This window comes from candidate division KSB1 bacterium (genome assembly GCA_022562085.1).
Lineage (GTDB): Bacteria > Zhuqueibacterota > Zhuqueibacteria > Oceanimicrobiales > Oceanimicrobiaceae > Oceanimicrobium.
Genome location: JADFPY010000461.1, coordinates 1 through 2693 on the forward strand (window position 1 = coordinate 1; position 2693 = coordinate 2693).

Annotated in this window: 2 protein-coding genes; both read left to right on the forward strand. The window is 44.9% G+C overall.

What is annotated here, in order from left to right:
* A partial coding sequence (locus IH879_22205; protein MCH7677640.1) for a S9 family peptidase occupies positions 1-897 on the forward strand: 897 nt, incomplete at its 5' end.
* Between the two features lie 327 nt (positions 898-1224).
* Positions 1225-2430 (forward strand): amidohydrolase, encoded by a 1206-nt coding sequence (locus IH879_22210; GenBank protein MCH7677641.1) that lies wholly within the window; start codon positions 1225-1227, stop codon positions 2428-2430.
* The last annotated feature ends 263 nt before the right edge of the window (positions 2431-2693 follow it).

A 2693-nucleotide genomic window follows, 5' to 3' on the forward strand; every position in this document is an offset into this window, starting at 1 on the left:
GACTATAAACACGTGGTTGGATTCTTTTCAGATGTAAAAACTCCTACGCAAGTGATCCTGCGTAAATCAGATGGTTCCCTGGTGCGCTTTTTGGAGAAAAATGAAATGGCTGCTTTGCAGGACCATGCACCCGTGCCTCCGGAATTCCTCTCATTCAAAACCACAGATGGGGTTGAGTTAAATGCTTACATGATGAAGCCGGCCAATTTTGATGCCGGAAAAAAATATCCTGTTCTGGTTTACGGCTATGGCGGTCCGGGCTCACAGAGGGTGGTGAATCGCTGGGGTGGAAAGCGCACGCTCTGGCACCAATTGCTGACAGAAAAAGGCTATATTGTTTTTTGCGTCGACAATCGCGGCACCGGCGGCCGGGGCAAGGCTTTCAAGAATTTAGCCTACGGCGACTTGAGCAAATGGGCGGTGCATGATCAGATCGAAGGTGCAAAATATCTCGCAACGCTGCCGTATGTCGACCGTTCACGAGTGGGATTCTGGGGCTGGAGTGGCGGCGGATATCTCACACTTATGATGATGATGCGCGGCGCGGATTATTTCAAGACCGGTGTTTCCGTTGCTCCGGTTTCCGATTTTCATTTTTACGACACCATTTGGACCGAGCGTTATATGGGACTGCCTCAGGAAAATGCCGAAGGTTATAAAGCGGCAAATGTATTAAACTATGTCGATGGCTTAAAAGGCAATCTGTTGATTGTTCATGGCACCGGCGATGACAACGTCCATGTGCAAAACACCATGCAGGTAGTTAAAGAGCTGCAAGACCGCGCCATCCAATTTGATATGATGATCTACCCGAACCGCAATCACCGGATTTCCGGAGGCAAAACGCAGCTGCATTTGTTTACAAAAATCACGAACTATTTGCTGGAAAAGCTTTAACAGACAGGTTAAATTAGCCACTGATTTTCACGGATTATCACAGATTTTTTTCAATTCAATCCGTGTTTAATCAGTGTCAATCCGTGGCTAAAGAATTTATTTATAAGATGATGCAATTTGGTAAAGTGTTTTACAGACTTACAATTTGCTATTCATTCAAAAACTTCTAAATTAGCCCATCAAAACCTTTGAAAGGTTTGAATAAAAGGATTATGTCGAGACATTGCTTTGAACCTTTCAAGGGTTTTTTATTAGAAATCTTCAATTCACTAACTTTGTTACTAATTTAAAATAGTTTCGACAACCAGAGAATTTAACAACATCCACATGTCAGGCGACAGAATCATCATCGATAAAATTCAAGAATTGACTGACGATCTCGAATCTGAAATTGTTAATCTTCGCCGTACTTTCCACCAAAATCCGGAGCTAAGCTGGAAAGAGTTTAAAACTGCCGAGCGCATTGTGGCAATTTTGAAGAAAGAAGGGTTGCAAGTTCAGAACGGCATCTGCGGTACCGGGGTGGTAGCTGAAATTCAGGGCAACAGCGAAGGTAAGACCGTCGCTATCCGGGCGGATATGGATGCCCTGCCTATGCAAGATGCGAAGGAAGTCTCTTATGCTTCGAAAGTGCCCGGCGTCATGCATGCCTGCGGCCACGACAGCCACATGGCAATGGCAATCGGTGTGGCGAAGATCTTGAATCGAGTTGGAGGAAATTTTCCCGGAAAAATTCGATTTATTTTTCAACCTTGTGAAGAGGCGTTTCCGAGCGGCGCCCATGAGCTGGTAAAGGAGGGAGCGATGCAAGGTGTGGACGGCATTTTTGCCCTTCATGTGGATCCGGAAATCGAAGCCGGTAAAATCGGTCTCAGGAAGGGGGCTTTAACTGCAAATGCTGGTGAATTCAAACTCTCCATAATCGGTAAAAGCGGCCACGCTGCGCGGCCGCATCAAGCGATTGATACGATATATTTAAGTAACCAGATCATGACCTCGCTTTACGATATTGTGGGAAATCGAAATCAATCTCATTTGCCCGCTGTTCTGACGCTCGGTAAAATCGCCGGCGGTATTAAATCAAATGTGATTCCCGAGCGCGTTGACATCGGCGGCACAATACGAACCGTTGATATGCAGACAAATGATGAGATCGTCAACCAGATCGAACGAAGGGTACGCACAATCACGCAGGCAGCCGGGGCAACCTACTCATTAGAATTTCCAGAACTTATCCCCTCGGTAAACAATGATGCGAGTTTGATAAACCTTGTTAGGGACGTCGGCAATTCTACACTGGGTCAAGATAGAATCGTCGATATTGCCAACATCAGCATGGGAGGGGAAGATTTTTCCTGGTATTTAGACCAGGCCCCGGGCGCTCTTATTCGATTAGGTGCGAGAAAACCGGGCGACCAGGTGCGGTACCTGCACACCCACTCATTTGATATTGATGAAAAAGCAATCCCCATTGGAATGTCCGTCATTTCGCTTTCTATCCTTAAATTTCTTTCCGAAGCCAGTCCAGCCTAATCGTCTTCAGCCATTAACTATCCTTGTTGCCTCAAAATAAAATCTAACCCAAAGTAGTAAACAGTCTGTTAATTTTTTATAAATTATTCACTCGGTACGATTTTAAAAATAGGTTTGATTTTAAGTTTGATTTGTTGATGTAAATCAAACGGGTTTAGGGTTCTAAGATATCGTTTCAGGTTCTCGGTGGTTTGAGTGTCAAGATGTTTGGATTCAATGAATCTTTGAAACGGCGGGGGAGGGTTGTCATGTATTTTTTGAAT